The 15,581-nt window shown below is 37.8% G+C and carries 15 protein-coding genes and 1 tRNA gene; 9 read left to right on the forward strand and 7 right to left on the reverse strand.

What is annotated here, in order from left to right; translation table 11 throughout:
- Positions 1-12 precede the first annotated feature (12 nt).
- From BLQ18_RS02560 to BLQ18_RS02575, 4 genes are all read left to right on the forward strand, one after another.
- Entirely contained in the window at positions 13-1,659 is a 1,647-nt protein-coding gene (locus BLQ18_RS02560) for a S8 family peptidase (protein ID WP_090292317.1), read from the forward strand.
- A gap of 3 nt (positions 1,660-1,662) precedes the next feature.
- Positions 1,663-3,513: a M1 family metallopeptidase gene (locus tag BLQ18_RS02565; protein ID WP_090292319.1), complete on the forward strand. Its 1,851-nt coding sequence runs from the start codon at positions 1,663-1,665 to the stop codon at positions 3,511-3,513.
- A 107-nt stretch (positions 3,514-3,620) separates the two neighbouring features.
- Positions 3,621-4,067: a ribonuclease P protein component gene (locus tag BLQ18_RS02570; protein WP_090292321.1), complete on the forward strand. Its 447-nt coding sequence runs from the start codon at positions 3,621-3,623 to the stop codon at positions 4,065-4,067.
- On the forward strand, positions 4,051-5,676 hold the full coding sequence (locus tag BLQ18_RS02575; RefSeq protein ID WP_090292323.1) for a S41 family peptidase: 1,626 nt from the start codon (positions 4,051-4,053) through the stop codon (positions 5,674-5,676). The genes BLQ18_RS02570 and BLQ18_RS02575 overlap by 17 nt, the downstream gene beginning before the upstream one ends.
- On the opposite strand, the gene BLQ18_RS16945 is transcribed toward BLQ18_RS02575, so the two are convergent.
- Positions 5,668-5,808: a hypothetical protein gene (locus BLQ18_RS16945; RefSeq protein WP_175443701.1), complete on the reverse strand. Its 141-nt coding sequence runs from the start codon at positions 5,806-5,808 to the stop codon at positions 5,668-5,670. The genes BLQ18_RS02575 and BLQ18_RS16945 overlap by 9 nt on opposite strands.
- A 416-nt stretch (positions 5,809-6,224) precedes the next feature.
- On the opposite strand from BLQ18_RS16945, the gene BLQ18_RS16860 reads away from it, so the two are divergent.
- Together BLQ18_RS16860 and dcm are read left to right on the forward strand one after the other, a co-directional pair.
- Positions 6,225-6,785 (forward strand): hypothetical protein, encoded by a 561-nt coding sequence (locus BLQ18_RS16860; RefSeq protein WP_139150350.1) that lies wholly within the window; start codon positions 6,225-6,227, stop codon positions 6,783-6,785.
- A 37-nt stretch (positions 6,786-6,822) separates the two neighbouring features.
- A complete protein-coding gene (gene dcm, locus BLQ18_RS02585) occupies positions 6,823-8,058 on the forward strand; it encodes a DNA (cytosine-5-)-methyltransferase (protein ID WP_090292327.1) in 1,236 nt (411 codons plus the stop codon).
- 14 nt (positions 8,059-8,072) lie between these two features.
- Here the strand turns inward: dcm and BLQ18_RS02590 are convergent, their stop codons facing one another.
- The 3 genes from BLQ18_RS02590 to rpiB are packed head-to-tail and all read right to left on the reverse strand — an operon-like array spanning position 8,073 to position 9,869.
- Positions 8,073-8,513: a GNAT family N-acetyltransferase gene (locus BLQ18_RS02590; RefSeq protein ID WP_090292329.1), complete on the reverse strand. Its 441-nt coding sequence runs from the start codon at positions 8,511-8,513 to the stop codon at positions 8,073-8,075.
- Positions 8,513-9,433 carry a cation diffusion facilitator family transporter gene (locus BLQ18_RS02595; RefSeq protein ID WP_090292331.1) on the reverse strand — a complete coding sequence of 307 codons (921 nt, stop codon included), beginning with the start codon at positions 9,431-9,433 and terminating at the stop codon, positions 8,513-8,515. Before BLQ18_RS02595 ends, BLQ18_RS02590 begins: the two co-directional genes overlap by 1 nt.
- Before the next feature lie 4 nt (positions 9,434-9,437).
- Positions 9,438-9,869: a ribose 5-phosphate isomerase B gene (gene rpiB, locus BLQ18_RS02600; protein WP_090292333.1), complete on the reverse strand. Its 432-nt coding sequence runs from the start codon at positions 9,867-9,869 to the stop codon at positions 9,438-9,440.
- A gap of 595 nt (positions 9,870-10,464) precedes the next feature.
- Here rpiB and rnr point away from each other — a divergent pair.
- Genes rnr through BLQ18_RS02615 form a run of 3 tightly spaced genes read left to right on the forward strand, consistent with a single transcriptional unit; the run spans position 10,465 to position 14,046 of the window.
- Positions 10,465-12,648, forward strand: a complete 2,184-nt coding sequence (gene rnr, locus BLQ18_RS02605) for a ribonuclease R (protein WP_090292336.1) — start codon at positions 10,465-10,467, stop codon at positions 12,646-12,648.
- Positions 12,649-12,700: 52 nt separating this feature from the next.
- The gene (locus BLQ18_RS02610; RefSeq protein ID WP_090292337.1) at positions 12,701-13,381 is read left to right on the forward strand and encodes a head GIN domain-containing protein; all 681 of its coding nucleotides are present in this window, start codon (positions 12,701-12,703) and stop codon (positions 13,379-13,381) included.
- A 2-nt stretch (positions 13,382-13,383) separates the two neighbouring features.
- Complete coding sequence (locus tag BLQ18_RS02615) at positions 13,384-14,046, forward strand: LysE family translocator (RefSeq protein ID WP_090292339.1); 663 nt, start codon at positions 13,384-13,386, stop codon at positions 14,044-14,046.
- A gap of 34 nt (positions 14,047-14,080) precedes the next feature.
- Here BLQ18_RS02615 and BLQ18_RS02620 read toward each other — a convergent pair.
- From BLQ18_RS02620 to BLQ18_RS02630, 3 genes are all read right to left on the reverse strand, one after another.
- Positions 14,081-14,151, reverse strand: a tRNA-Cys gene (locus BLQ18_RS02620).
- Between the two features lie 50 nt (positions 14,152-14,201).
- Positions 14,202-14,558, reverse strand: coding sequence for a dihydroneopterin aldolase (folB, locus tag BLQ18_RS02625; RefSeq protein ID WP_090293645.1), 357 nt, complete (start codon positions 14,556-14,558; stop codon positions 14,202-14,204).
- 45 nt (positions 14,559-14,603) lie between these two features.
- The gene (locus BLQ18_RS02630; RefSeq protein ID WP_090292340.1) at positions 14,604-15,563 is read right to left on the reverse strand and encodes a PorP/SprF family type IX secretion system membrane protein; all 960 of its coding nucleotides are present in this window, start codon (positions 15,561-15,563) and stop codon (positions 14,604-14,606) included.
- Positions 15,564-15,581: the final 18 nt, after the last annotated feature.

The raw sequence follows: 15,581 nt of genomic DNA on the forward strand, positions 1-15,581 counted from the left end.
CAAATACCTTATATGAATCGCACATACAAACAAACTATTTTATCCATTTCTGCTACCGTTTTGTTGGCAGGATGTGGATCTACTGCACTGGTTTCAACCCCCGTTGAAAACATTGATACGGTTCCTCTAAAAATTTCAGAACTCACCGATGCCGAGAAAAAGCATTGGGGTCATTTAGACTTGATCAACGATACAATCCCTGGAATGAGTGTGGATAAAGCCTATGCTGAGGTCATCAAAAACAAAAAAGGACAAACCGTTGTGGTTGCCGTTCTGGATTCTGGGATGGATTTAGAGCACGAAGATTTAAAAAATGTGCTTTGGACCAACAAAGATGAAATCCCAAATAATGGAAAAGATGACGACGGAAACGGATATGTTGATGACGTTCACGGTTACAACTTTTTGGGAGACTCTTACAATGAGCAATTGGAATATGTAAGGATGCTTCGTTTAAATATTGGTGATGCTTCTGAAAGAGCTGAGGCTAGATTGTTGTTGGATAAAGAATACCCTGAAGCACTTCAGAACAAACAGCAATACGAGCAAATTTACCAAGTGGTGCAAGGTGCCGATATGGCCGTTAAAAAAGAACTTGGAAAAGAAACCTATACACAAGAAGATTTAAAAACCCTGAAAGCCACTTCTCCCATTATGGAGCAAAGTGTTGCTGTATTGAACCAAATGTTCAGCTATGGAGAAAGCATTCCAGTGGTGTTGGAAGAGCTTAAAGAAGGTATTAACTACTTCTCTGATCAGGCCAACTATAATCTCAACAAAGATTTTAATGGAAGAACCCCTGTTGGTGACGACCCATACGACATTACCGATGTTCCTTATGGAAATGGGAACCCAAAAAATATGGTGGATACCGAAAGTCATGGTACGCACGTAGCTGGAATTATTGCCGCTGAGCGCAACAATGGAAAAGGAATGAACGGTGTTGCCCAAAATGTAGAAATCATGAGTGTACGCGCCGTTCCAAATGGCGACGAATACGATAAGGATATTGCTCTGGGAATTCGTTACGCAGTAGACAATGGAGCATCTATCATCAATTGTAGTTTTGGAAAAGCATTTTCGCCAAAAGCTGAGTGGGTATACGATGCGATTGAATATGCGGCCTCTAAAGATGTGTTGATTGTGCATGCTGCAGGAAACGACGGCAACGATCTTGAAGACCCCGACAACACCAATTATCCAAACGATCACAAACTTGGAAAAATAGAATTTGTAGACAACATGATTACCGTTGGAGCGCTTTCAAGCAAATACGGATCGGAAATGGTTGCTACTTTTTCCAATTATGGTGGTAAAAATGTAGATGTTTTTGCTCCTGGAGATGAAATCTATTCGACCATGCCAGAAAGTTCATACGAATTTCAAGGCGGAACTTCTATGGCCGCACCTGCTGTGGCGGGCGTTGCTGCGCTTATTCGCTCATACTATCCCGACTTAACGGCTTCCGAAGTAAAAAATATCATCATGCAATCTGGATTAAAATCAAAGACTTCGGTAATCGTAGCTGGGGATGCAACCAAAGCTTTTGCTTTTGATAAAATTTCGAAATCGGGCAAAATGGTTAATGCCTATAATGCCTTAATTTTAGCAGACCAAATTGCAAAAGGTAAAACCACTCTAGAAAGTAACTCAAAATAACATATGAAAAGATTAATGCCCCTATTTTTAGTGGCCTTATTGGCCTCTTCTTTACTGAATGCACAAAGCACAACCTACTGGCAACAACATGTAGACTACACCATGGAGGTGGATATGGATGTAAAAACCTTCCAATACACCGGAACCCAAAAATTGGTCTATACCAATAACTCTCCCGATGAATTGAGTCGAGTATTTTATCACCTGTACTTCAATGCTTTTCAACCAGGGAGCGAAATGGATATTAGGTTGCAAAACATTAAAGATCCTGATAAACGAATGATGGATGGCGATCAGAGTAGAATCGCTTCCCTATCAGAAAGTGAAATGGGTTATTTACATGCCGAAGCCTTGACCCAGGACGGCACAGCAGTTTCTTTTGAAGAAAACGGAACCATTTTAGTAGTTGATTTGGACAAACCAATTCCAGCTGGTGGAAAAACCACTTTGGAAATGACCTTTAAAGGTCAGGTTCCACTTCAAATTAGACGTTCAGGAAGAAACAGTAGGGAAGGTGTGGCGTTGAGCATGAGTCAATGGTACCCTAAACTTTCAGAATACGATTTTGAGGGATGGCATCCTAATCCATACATTGCTCGTGAGTTTCACGGGGTATGGGGTGATTTTGATGTAAAAATTACTTTGGATAAAGATTATACCGTTGGCGGTTCAGGATATCTTCAAAATCCCAACGAAATAGGTCATGGATACGAAACACCTGGCACCAAAGTAAAAACAAAAGGGAAAACACTTACATGGCACTTTAAAGCGCCAAATGTGCATGATTTTATGTGGGCGGCCGACCCTGAATATATCCATGATACCCTTAAAATGGAAAATGGGCCAACCTTGCACTTCTTCTATAAAGACAACCCAGAATTTAATGAGAACTGGCAAAAACTTCAGCCCAAAACAGCTGAGGCCATGGAGTTTTTCAGCACTAATGTTGGGAAATACCCATACGAACAATATTCAGTAGTTCAAGGTGGTGATGGTGGAATGGAATATGCCATGAGTACTTTGGTTACAGGAAATCGTTCCTATGGAAGTCTTGTGGGCGTAATGGTTCACGAAATGGCCCACTCTTGGTTTCAACACGTATTGGCCACCAACGAATCCGAGCACGAATGGATGGACGAAGGTTTTACGTCTTTCATCAGCAGTTTGTGCATGAATCAAATCATGGAACAAGGCAAACAAAACCCTTTTGAAGGGTCTTATAAAAGTTACTACGCTTTGGTGAATTCTGGTTTAGAAATGCCGCAGGCCACCCATGCCGACCGCTACACTACGAATTTTGCATACGGAATTGCAGCCTATAGCAAAGGATCCATCTTTTTGTCTCAATTGGGATATGTAATTGGACAAGATAAATTGATGGAAACCATTAAAAAGTATTTTGCTGATTTCAAATTCAAACACCCAACGCCGAACGATATTAAAAGAACGGCTGAAAAAGTTTCTGGAATGGAATTGAACTGGTATTTGACCGATTGGACACAAACGACAAACACCATTGATTATGGAATTAAAACTGTTGAGGCAGATGGTGACAAGACAAAAGTTACTTTAGAGCGTATTGGTGAAATGCCTATGCCTTTGGACATTTTGGTTGTTGGTGCCGATGGTACACAAGAAACTTACTATGTGCCATTGCGCATGATGTATGGTGAAAAAGACAATCCATATCCAAGTTTAAAAAGAACAGTTTTGGAGGATTGGCCGTGGGCTTATCCAACCTACGAATTTACCTTGGACATGCCATTGGAAAACGTTACCGCCATCATGATCGACCCATCTCAATTAATGGCAGATGTGAACGGGGAAAACAACGTATATCAAGCCCAGGAGTAAAATCCAATTCAAAAAAGAATCAATAGGGCGGCCGTTTGTGTCGCCCTATTTTATTTCAGCTTAATTTTATTTAAGTAATTTAACGCCCAAATGGATTTGCCCATCAAATGGTAGAAGAAAACACGAATCCCAATCTGAAAGAAAGCAGCCCAAAGTCCCCTCAAGGGGACAGTTTTTCATTTCCTAAAAAGGAAAAACTGAAAAATAAAAAGGTGATAGAGGCTTTATTTACCGAGGGCAAAAACCTGAAGCAAAATCCGATAAAGCTTATCTACCTCAACACCAATTTTTCAGATGAATCCAAAATAAAAGTTGCTGTAGTTGCACCAAAAAAAAAGTTCAAAAAAGCAGTTGACCGCATTCACGTCAAGCGGTTGATGCGTGAGGCATATCGATTGAATAAACCCCTTATTTTTAACAACATTGAGGGAAATTTTGCGTTCATATTTTTATACCTTGGCAATACAATGCCTAGCTTTAATGAGGTTGACAAGGCCATGAAATTACTTTTAGAGGCCTTTCTTAAAAAGGAACTCCATGAAACGAAAGATTAAAAAGCAGATTGTTATCCCCATTTTGGCCCTAACTGTTTTGGTTGTGGCCAGTGGATTTAAAAGCGATTTCTTCGAAATTGCCAAACAGATAGAAATCTTTACCACCCTTTTTAAGGAGCTCAACATGAACTACGTGGATGAAACAAATCCTGCAGAACTTATGAATTCGGCCATTAAAAGCATGTTGGATGATCTTGACCCCTATACCCAATTTTTGAATGAACAGGATGTGGAATCTTATAAAATCAATAATACGGGGGAATACTCTGGAATTGGTGCATTGGTCCGTTCTTTTGAAAGCAAATTGTTGATTGTAGAGCCGTATGAGGGCTATGCAGCAGACAAAGCAGGTTTAAAAGCGGGTGACGAAATCATAAAAATTGGCGAGACCAAAGTGGCCGATTTTGATGATAACGCCAGTGAATTGCTCAAAGGGGCCAATAATTCTTCTGTTGAGGTCACTTTTGTGCGTCAGGGGGAAACCAAAACCACAACCATAACACGAGAGGCCATTGAAGTTGATGCGGTTCCTTATTACGATATGGTAGATGATAAAACTGGGTACATTGTTTTGTCTCGTTTTAATAGAAAAGCATCCCAACAAACCAAATCTGCGATGCAGGACCTTAAAGGCAGGGGTGCGGAAAAATTGATTCTAGATCTTCGCGGTAATCCTGGTGGTTTACTTTCGGAAGCCATCAACGTGACCAATTTATTTGTAGACAAAGGGGAGTTGATTGTGACCACTAAATCGAAGGTTAAAAAATTCAATCAAGAATACAGAACCAAAAACAAAGCAGAGGATTTGGAAATTCCTTTGGTGGTGCTCATAAATGGCCGTAGTGCTTCCGCCAGTGAAATTGTTTCAGGTGGATTGCAAGACTTGGACCGTGCGGTTGTTATAGGTGCACGAAGCTTTGGCAAAGGCTTGGTGCAACGTCCGCTTAAATTAACTTATGGCACCCAATTAAAAGTAACCATTTCACGCTATTACACGCCGTCTGGGCGTTGTATTCAATCTTTGGATTATTGGAACCGTGATAATGAAGGAAATGCCGTAAGAAATACAAATTTTACAGAATTCAAAACCAGAAATGGTCGCAAAGTTTGGGATGGCGGAGGTGTAATGCCCGATATCGAAATCAACACACTCCAAACCAATACGCTAATCGATGCCTTGGAAAGCAATCAAATTGTGTTCGATTTTGCAACGGACTATTATTACGATCACACATTTTCATCTGTGAATGATTTTTCATTTTCCAATGCTGATTATGCTGCCTTTAAAAAATACGTTCAGGAGCAAAATTTCACGTTTCAAACCAAAACTGAAACGCTTTTGGAACAATCCATTAATGCAGATGAATCCCTTTTGGGCAACGATGTTCAGGACAAGTACAAAGACCTGTTATTGGCTGTAAATCGTTCCAAATTTGCTGCGTTGGATTCTTTTCAACCAGAAATTCAAAAGAACTTGGAAGACGAAATCATTGTAAGGTATTTTTATCGTGATGGATTGTACAAATACTATCTAAGCCACGATGATGCCATTTTAACCGCAAAAGAACTATTAGCAAATTCTTCCAAATACGAGAGTATTTTAAATTAGTTTTTGTCGCAACACTTCATTTTGAGGTTGAATCAAACTGGTGCTGACCAATCCAAAGGTGTGTTCCGTCAATTCATATAAGGCAACCGTCAAATAGCCCAACTGTTTTCTTGGTTCAATCACTATTTTCATTGGAAAAATTGCGTATGACCTATACTGTCATTTCCCTTTTTCTTGTGGGGGTAGTCGTCGTTTTCTGGTTACAAAACCTACTACGCAACTGCTTTTGTCGCTCATTTTGTATTTTAAAAAATCGCAAAAACAACAATGTAGCCCAAAAAGAGGCGTCCATTCTTTCTGTAAAAACCATTAAGGATAAAGAAAAACCACTTTTAGAGCTTTTAGTCTTGTTTCAAAACTTTTCAGGGTATCACATTCAAAGAAAAATACGCGTATGGGATAGTCAACCCAATTTACAGCGATTTGTCCCTGAAAACACCCTTTTGATTGGGTTAAACGAAGCCAGAAAACCTAAAGATCCTGTTTTTTTATCTCAAGGAGTGTGTAGGTTTTCATTTGCCTTTACGTTGTTGTGCATTGTAAAAATTGTGGTTTTTATTTCTGTCTGCTTTATTTTTATTGGGGATGCCATTGAAAAAATAATGGCTGATCCTTCTTATTTTGAAACGGCTTTTCAAGATTCTATATTCTGGCAGTTTGGCACATTGATTTTAGCCTTTTGTGTTTTTCTTTATTTTTTGCTGGAAAAAATCGGTCTGCTTGTTAATGGAAAAACTAAGAAAGAAAATTGGGACTTGCTGTATCACGGAGTCGCGAACAAGGCAAAAGTGAAATCTTATAAAGATACAGGCGCGTTAATAAATGACAATCCTGTAGTTGAGTTTGTGTATTCTTTTACAGATGAAGATGGTAGAACCTTTGAGGGAAGCGATAAAAAAGTGATTGAAAAACTGGAGGTTGGCGCTCTTACAGATATTGAGAAATTGGAAATAATGTATTTGGCAGGAAACCCTGAAATATCGCGACTAACCGAAAATCTGGACGACCATAATTTTGGCCGATTTGTACATCTACTTTTTATGGTTTGTGCTTTTATTTTCTCATTGATACTTGTATTCCTGTTTTTCAGAATCATGTTCCTCTATTAATTGCTCCAAAAAAGATGGATTAATCCTATTTTTGAGCATGCAAAAGCTACGGGTTTGTGAACTTTTTGCCGGTGTTGGCGGTTTTCGATTGGGATTGGAAAACACAAATCATTTTGAAGTGGTTTGGAGCAATCAATGGGAACCCAGCACAAAAACACAGCATGCTTCCATGGTTTATGAAGCCCGTTTCGGAGCGGAAAATCATTCCAATTGCAATATTGAAGAGGTACCAACAAACGAAATTCCGGACCATGATATATTGGTTGGTGGATTTCCTTGTCAAGATTATTCTGTGGCCACTTCTTTAAATAATTCCAAAGGACTTTTAGGCAAAAAAGGGGTGCTTTGGTGGTCCATTCACCGTATTCTTTCAGAAAAAAAGCACAAACCGAAATATCTTTTTTTAGAAAATGTCGACCGTCTTTTAAAATCCCCCTCTAATCAACGTGGACGAGATTTTGCTGTAATGTTGCGTAGTTTATCGGATTTGGGCTATGCGGTGGAATGGCGCGTAATTAATGCTGCCGAGTACGGAATGCCTCAGCGCCGAAGGCGCGTTTTTTTTCTGGCGTATTTTAAGGATTCCCCCATCTATGAACAACTGCAAAATACGATTGCAAAAGACTGGATCTTAAGAAAAAGTACATTTTCAGAAGCTTTTCCTTTAAGCCAAAATGTTCAAAAACCTGTTACTTTTAATTTAGAAGAAAATATTGTTTCGGTATCTGATAATTTCAACAAAGAACAAGGCCTATCTTCTTTTTTAAATGCTGGAATTTGTGTTGATGGTAAGGTTACAACCCTAAAAGCGTCTCCCAAATACGATGGAAAAAGAACGGTTTTGGCTGATATTTTGGAGCAATCGAATGTGTCTTCGGATTATTTTATCGCCGAATCCGAATACCCAAAATGGGAATATTTAAAGGGAGCAAAAAAAGAAACCCGCAAGTCAAAATCTGGTTTTGAGTACCATTATAGTGAGGGGAGCATGGTTTTCCCCGATGCCTTAGATCAACCTTCACGAACCATTATAACTGGTGAGGGTGGCAAAACTGCATCCCGATTTAAACATGTGGTTCAAACATCCGACGGTCTTCGAAGACTTTTACCTGTTGAATTGGAACGGTTGAATATGTTTCCAGATAATCACACCAAATTGGAAGGTATTTCGGATGCTAAACGTGCTTTTTTTATGGGAAATGCTCTTGTAGTTGGAATCGTAGAAAAAGTTGGAGCAAGCCTGATCAAGAAAATAACTGAATTAGAAAAGTAAGCTCAAGCTAAATTTTAGCTTTTCAACATTCGTTTGTGTGGAATACCATCCTCTAAATATTCATCCCCAAAGGCTTTAAAGCCAAGTTCCGTGTAAAATTTAAGTAGATAGGATTGGGCTGAGATTTCAATAGGTTGATTGGGAAATTTTTCTTCAATTGCAGTTAAAGAAGCTTGCATTATTTGCTTTCCCAAGCCATATTTTCGTTGATCCGCAGCTACTACTACCCTGCCAATACTTGCATTTTTGAAATAATCACCTGGCTTAAATATTCGAGTATATGCTGCCAACTCACCATTTTTTGTTCCCAAAACATGTAAAGCTTTTTGGTCCTTGTTGTCCACATCTTGGTATACACAATCTTGTTCCACCACAAAAACTTCACTTCTTAAGCGTAATAGCTCGTAAAGTTCCGAAGTGGTTAATTCATCAAAGGTTTTTACAGCAATTTGCATTAATCTTGAACTATTACACTTTTGGAATCGCACTTATCAAACTCAGGTTGGATATTCACATGGTTAATGCCATGTTTGTGGTATACGTGCTCCTCTATTTCCTCTAAAATCTCATCGAACTGTGATAGTTTAATATCCTCTGTAAAATCGATGTGCGCCTCCATGTGAACTTCTTCTTCATTAAGCTGCCAAATATGAACATGATGCACATTTTTTACCATATTTATAGTACATATGGACTCCACTATATCTTCGATTTCAATAGTTCTGGGTGTAAAAAGCATCAACACTTTAGTGGATTCTTTTAAAAGATCATAGCCCATATAAATCAAGTAAATACCAATGAGCATCGTCAGCGCAGCATCTACCCAATATATTTGATAATACTTCATTAAAACACCACCTATCAATACTGCAACAGATGCCATCATATCTGTTAATAAATGCAGATAGGCCGATTTCATGTTCATGTTGTGTTCGGAATCCTTTTTCAACAGGAGTACACTAAAACCGTTTCCTGCAATAGCTATCAAGGCCAACCAAATCACCAAATTTGATTTGATTTCTTGAGGTTCCACCAATCTTTCAATGGCTTCCTTCATTAAAATAATGGCTACAATAACCAAGGTCGAGGCATTGATAAAAGCCGCTAATATTTCAGCTCTTTTATATCCGAAAGTTCGGTGTTTTGATGCTTGTTTCTTGCCCATTTTCTGTGCGACATAGCTAATGACCAATGAAAGAACATCACTAAAATTATGTAGTGCATCCGATAGCAGGGCCAAACTTCCTGAAAGAATTCCACCAATAACCTGCGATAGTGTTATCGCAATGTTTAAAACTATGGATATTAGTAAGTTTCTCCCTTTTAGATCATTGTGGGAATGGGAGTGTCCATGATGGTGATGGTGGTGCCCCATAAAATTATCTACACGGGATTTTTTCAATTCTACGCTCGTGTCTACCACCTTCAAACTTGGTGTTTAAAAAGGTATCGACCATATCCAAAGCTTGTGGTAAAGAAATAAAGCGAGCAGGTAAACTTAAAATGTTGGCATCGTTGTGCTCACGTGCCAATTGTGTAATTTCTTTGTTCCAACAAAGAGCACCTCTTATATTTTGGTGTTTGTTAATGGTCATTGTGGCTCCATTACCGCTACCACAAATAACAATTCCAAAATCAACCTTACCTTCTTCAACATCGGATGCAACGGGGTGTGTAAAATCTGGATAATCAACGCTATCGGTACTGTCGGTACCGTAATTAACAACATCAATTCCCTTAGATTTTAGCATTCCTATTATAGCTAGTTTATAATCGGTGCCGGCGTGGTCATTTCCTATGGCAATCTTCATGGTTATAGTATTTTGAGGATTACAACAAAGGTACAACATCTTTTATTTGGGCGATGTTTATAAAAACCACCAAATTTTCACATATCCTTTACCTACAGCGGATTATAAATATGCACCAATTGTTAATTTATTTAAGAAAAGTTGTAGTAACCAAATTTTGATATTTCGGAAAAATGAAGCAATAGGAATAATTACTTAACGAAGCCCTTGGATTCAATTAAAAATTAATCAACGACTATTAAATAATTATTGACAGTAATTAACATTAAAAATACATTTACTTTTCAATAAATTGATGTTGATAACGGTTATTAAAAAGTGTGAATAAAGAATCTAATGGATTGATTTTTAAAATAAAATTTATCTAACAGATCGTGAACAAAGTAATTCAAATGTTGAAAGCAACTTTTTGAAGAAAATTTTATTCCACATATCAACGATCTATCATAATCATCATTTTTATAAATTTTAAAAAAGAAGAAAAAAGATAATATGTATTAATGTTGATAAATGTTGTTTTATCTGACATTGCTTATCTATACATTAACGCTCAAGAATTATAATTCGTACTTTTCAGGAAAATAAGAAGACGTTAATGTCAAAGAAAAAAAAGAGAGCTGGTAGCCAAAGAAAGAATGAGATAACGAAGGGCATTTTCACGGTTCTGGAAAAAGAGCCATCACAAAGCTTTAATTATAAACAAATAGCTGCTAAGCTAGGAATAACCGACACTCAAGATAGAAATCTATTAATCAAACGTTTAGGACAACTTAGGGCTACAGATCGTATTGTTGAAGAAGAACGGGGCAAGTACAAAAAGAAGCCATCTTTGCACACCTATTTTACGGGTAAAGTTGATTTGACCAGTAGTGGTAACGCTTATATAATTGTTGATGAATTAAATGATGATATTTTTGTTTCCAACAACCGATTGAACAGGGCGTTTCATGGAGATACGGTTGAAGTATTCCTGAAACCTAAAAGAAAAGGAAAGAAATTGGAAGGGGAAGTTTCCAAAGTTTTGGAACGTAAAAAGACTTCTTATGTGGGCATTGTTGATAAGCAAAAACGTTTTGCTTTTGTTCGACCTACGGATTCCAGAATGTACACCGATATTTTTATTCCACCAGAAAAGCTGAAGAAAGCCAATAATGGTGATAAGGTTTTAGTGAACCTTGGAGATTGGCCCGATGATGCCGATTCACCTTATGGAGAAATTGTGGAAGTTTTGGGAAAACCTGGGGAACACAATACCGAAATCCATGCGATTTTGGCTGAATATGGACTTCCTTATGAGTTTCCATATGAAGTAGAACAGTTTGCCAAAACATTGGATACCAGTATAAAAGAATCTGAAATTGCCAAGCGTAGGGATATGCGTGATGTGTTAACCTTCACTATTGATCCCAAAGATGCAAAGGATTTTGATGATGCACTTTCGTTTCAAAAATTGGAAAATGGTAACTATGAAATTGGGATCCACATTGCAGATGTTTCGCATTATGTGCAACCCGATTCCATTTTGGAAGACGAAGCTTATGATCGCGCCACTTCGGTGTATTTGGTAGATCGTGTGGTTCCAATGCTTCCTGAAGTTTTATCGAACCTAGCTTGTTCCTTACGACCAAACGAAGAGAAATATACCTTTTCCGCCATTTTTGAAATGGATGACAAAGCTAAAGTAGTGAACCAATGGTTTGGAAGAACGGCTATCAATTCCAATGAGCGTTTTGCTTATGAAGAAGCACAACATGTTATTGAAACGGAACAAAATACCATTCCAAAGGAAATTTCAATAAGAGATGGTGCTTATGCTGTTTCGGATGAGATAGTGGATGCCATTCTCACGTTTGATCGATTGGCAAAAATAATGCGAACGGCTCGAATGGATGCTGGAGCCATTTCTTTTGATAAAATTGAGGTGAAGTTCAACCTTTCAGAAAATAACGAGCCTATTGGTGTATTTTTTAAAGAAGCCAAGGATGCCAATAAATTGATTGAAGAATTTATGTTGTTGGCCAATCGTAAAGTAGCAGAGTTTATCGGAAAACAGAAGAAAACATTTGTATACCGTGTGCACGATAAGCCCGATGAGGATAAATTAATGGCCTTGAATGGGGTAATTTCCAGATTTGGACATAGTCTTAACCTAAAGGATAGTAAGTCCATTAATAAGTCTTTAAATCAGTTATTGGAAGATGTAAAAGGGAAGAAAGAACAGAACCTAGTGGACACTTTGGCAATTCGGAGTATGAATAAGGCTACTTATACCACAGAAAACATTGGGCATTATGGTTTGGGTTTTGAATATTACACCCATTTTACCTCTCCAATTCGAAGATATCCCGATGTAATGGTGCATAGATTGCTCCAACATTATTTGGATAAAGAGAAAATGCCAAAGCCAGCTCCTTATGAGGAAAAGTGTAAACATTCTTCCGATATGGAAGTATTGGCGGCCAATGCAGAACGCGATTCCATAAAATACATGCAGATCAAGTTTATGGAAGATCATAAAGACCAGGAGTTCTTGGGTGTTATTTCTGGCGTAACCGAATGGGGCATTTATGTTGAGATTGTTGAGAACAAATGTGAGGGGATGATCCGAATTCGAGATATTAAGGATGATTATTACATTTTTGATGAACGCCAATATGCGATTATTGGGGAGCGTAGAAAACGTATGTATCAACTGGGGGATGAAGTATATGTAATGGTGAAAAGCACCGATTTAGTGAAACGTCATTTGGACTTTTCGTTGATTGGTAAAAAGGAATAATACTTTTTTGGAACAAAGTTTGTTATTCTATTGAGAACCAAATTTTTATAACATGAAAAAAATTACGATTGTTATAGTGTTTTTGAGTTTGCAATGCATTGTTGCTCAAGAGAATACAATTACCCAAAACCTACAAAAGTTCACAGAAATCAAAGGTTTTGATGGGATTTCCATCAATTTGATCAAATCCAGTGAAAACAAAGCTGTTATTTCTGGAGCCAATACGGATAATGTGGCCATTGTAAATAACGATGGTGTATTAAAGATCCGAATGGAAATTGTAAAGATTTTCAGTGGTTACAGAACTTATGTTGATTTGTACCACACGGAAGAATTGGTTGTGATCGATGTTAACGAAGATGCTAGAATATCTTCTGATGACACCTATAAGCAAGACATTTTGGAGCTAAAAGCGCAAGAGGGTGGTGAGTTGGAAATCAATTGCGAAGTTGACCAGTTATTGATAAAAGCAGTTTCAGGTGGAAAGATATTTTCAGGTGGATTTTCGAATACGCAAGATGTGATCATAAATACTGGAGGTGCTTATAATGGGAGGACTTTCCAAACAAAATTTACTACGATTAGCGTAAATGCCGGTGGAAATGCGGAAATTTATGCTTCCAAATATGTTAAGGCCAATGTAAAGGCAGGTGGAGAGGTTTTGGTCTATGGCGACCCCGAAAAAATGGATGAACACACTTTGTTCGGCGGAAAAATAAAAAGAGTGAATTAATAATGATTGACGACATTCAGGCAGCAATACCATTGGGCTTTTTATTGAGCTTTATGATAGGTCCTGTGTTTTTTGTTTTACTGGAAACTAGTGCAACAAAAGGATTTAGGGCAGGTGTTAGCTTGGATATCGGGGTTATTTTTGCAGATATTGTCTTCTTATTGATTGCGTACTTCAGTAGTTTTCAATTATTGGAAAATTTAAGCAATCAACCAGGGTTGTTTGTTTTTGGAGGAATGATATTGCTGGTGTATGGGATTCTCCTTTTTGTGAAAAAAGCAAAGAATAAATCAAACGTAAAGGCCTCCAAAGGGACTTATCTGGGATTGATGGTAAAGGGATTCTTATTGAATTTCATCAATATCGGGGTTCTTGCATTTTGGTTGGGTTTGATCATTGTTGTTGGACCAAGTTTGGACAACGATTCCAATAGGATGATGGTATTTTTTGGAACTGTGCTCATGGTCTATTTTGGGACTGATTTGCTTAAAATTTTATTGGCAAAACAACTAAAACGATACTTAACCCAAGAGCGTATTGTACTTATTAAAAAAGGGTTGGGGATAGTTCTGGTTCTGTGTGGAATTGTACTTATCGTAAAAGGCTTTCTTCCGAAAGAAAAGTTCGACCTACAAGAAAAAATTGAAAATATAGAGAAGCTTTAAAATAAAAAACCCAGCACTAAGTACTGGGTTTTTGAGGCATCGAGCGGATTCGAACCGCTGTACAAGCTTTTGCAGAGCTCTGCCTAGCCACTCGGCCACGATGCCATTTTGGTGTGCAAATGTACTACTTTTTTAGCTTTAGCAAAGTAATAATATCACCTTTGATTCTTAAGTATTACTGCAACACTTTCAACGTCTCCACCAATTGGTGGATTTATTTTCGCTACCTCCACTTCCACTTCAATAACTTGAGGAATTTCCTCAAAAATACGATCGCTTATTCTTTTGGCCACATGTTCCAAAAGGTTGGAACGAACGCTCATTTCTTCTTTTATGATATTGTTCAGTTGAACATAATCAACAGTTTCACTTAAATTATCAGAAATTGCAGGTTGAGAAAGATCGGCAGTAATTTCTAGGTCTACCCTATAATCACTTCCAATTAGCATTTCTTCTTTTAAACACCCATGGTTGGAGTGTATTCGAACGTTCTTTAGCCTAATTTTTCCCACGCTTTCTTTGTATGAAAGGGCAAAAGTAGCATAAAACCAGAACAATTAATACATACACCTACAATTGCTCAAGCCTTGGAATAGGTCCATACCCACAGTAAGAACATGGGTACCTGTACTGTATCCCAATATTTCATTGGTGATTATCTGATAGGAGTAGCCAAAATAGAAGTTACTTTTTTTGAATCCAGCAATTGGAGCTATGTACAATGGTGATCCAAATTGGTCATTCAAAAAACGATAGGTAACCCCTACGTAATAGTAATCCTCAAAATCGTGAAAACGGAATTTGGTATTCAAATCGGTTACGGAACGGCCATCACTTTCAAACCATTGGAAGAAAACAGAGGGTTCTACTTCCAATTTACTGTTTTTGTTTTTTGAAAAGCTATATCCAGTATACAGGTAATAGTTTCTTAGTTTGTTAGGTTCTATTTGAACAATATCGGTATTGAATTTGGACAAATCCTTGTTCAAGATATTGGCAGCATTTAAACTTAAATAGAACTTTTTATTTCGGTACAAAACGCCCAAATCAAAATTGTGATTTGTTGTTGCTTTGTCATCGGTTGGCAATTGACCATTATTGGCTTCAAACTCCTCAACATCTACCCTAAACTGGTTAAAATTGTACGATAATCCGAATGAAAGGAATATATCGTCGTAATAATCCAAGGTTAAATGGTGAGCAAATGATACCCTCGCACCCCGTTGGCGGGTATATCCATTACTATCATTATACAAAAGCATACCCAATCCAGAACGGTTCCCAATTCTGGCATCTGCTGCCAAGGTTTGCGTATCTGGTGCATCTTCTATCCCTACCCATTGTGTTAAGCCGTTTAAACGCACTTTTATATGATCTCCGATACCTGCATAGGTTGGAGACATTAAAAATGGATTATCAGCTATGTATTGCGATAATTGGGGTACTGTCAACTCTTGTCCCCTGGCACAAAGTGCCAAGGAAACAAGGAGGATAGTTGAGTATATCTTTTTTAACATGAGGTTAAAGTAGGTTAA

This window comes from Flagellimonas zhangzhouensis (assembly GCF_900102925.1).
GTDB classification, from domain to species: domain Bacteria; phylum Bacteroidota; class Bacteroidia; order Flavobacteriales; family Flavobacteriaceae; genus Flagellimonas; species Flagellimonas zhangzhouensis.